This window comes from Xenorhabdus khoisanae, from assembly GCF_001037465.1.
Classification (GTDB): domain Bacteria; phylum Pseudomonadota; class Gammaproteobacteria; order Enterobacterales; family Enterobacteriaceae; genus Xenorhabdus; species Xenorhabdus khoisanae.
Map to the genome: position 1 here is coordinate 1 of NZ_LFCV01000197.1, position 730 is coordinate 730.

Sequence of the window (730 nt, forward strand, 5' to 3'; positions counted from 1 at the left end):
CGGATAATCTGCCCGGCGGCATCCCGCTCATAACGGTAGGTTTCGCCAGTGGAGGCGGTCACTGAGTTCAATCGGGTCAGACGATCATAACCAAAGTGTAATACCGTGCCATCGGGTCGAGTCACCTGATTGAGCAGATCAAATGCGCCGTAAGTGTAACGCGTGGTATGGCCTTCGCCATCAGTCACTGCCACCACGCGCCGTTCACTGTCATAGGCCAGTTGCTGGGTGGTACCATCCGGCAGTTCGACATCGGTCAGGCTACCGTTAAGGCTGGCATGGTCGTCGCTGTAACGGTAGTGAGTCTGCTGCTTCAGGGCATCGGTGAGTTGGCGCAGGCGCCCCAGTTCATCCAGTTGCAGTCCAGTGGTCTGACCGTCCGGCGTCATCACTGCGGCCAGCCGCTGTTGCTCGTCATAGGCGTAGTGCCACTGGCGTCCGTCCGGTAACAGGCGCTGGCGCAATTCACCGTGGGTGCCGTATTGGTATTCTTCTCTATGCCCTAATGGATTGGTCAGTGCTGTCAGATTGCCCTGCTCATCATAGTGACATTGCCAGCGCTCGCCGGTGGGCAAAACAGTTTCGATGAGCTGCCCGTGTTCGTCATAATCATAAGCAAAGATGTCGCCAGTCGGCAGTTTTACCTCGGTAAGCGCACCATCAGGGCTGTAATCGAATGTGGTGATAGCGCCTGATGGATCCGCTTCCCAGACGATTTGGCTATGGCGCC

The 730-nt window shown here is 56.8% G+C and carries 1 pseudogene; it reads right to left on the reverse strand.

The annotated features are described in order from the left end of the window. Positions 1-730, reverse strand: a pseudogene (locus AB204_RS19870) (RHS repeat protein); the annotation flags it as partial.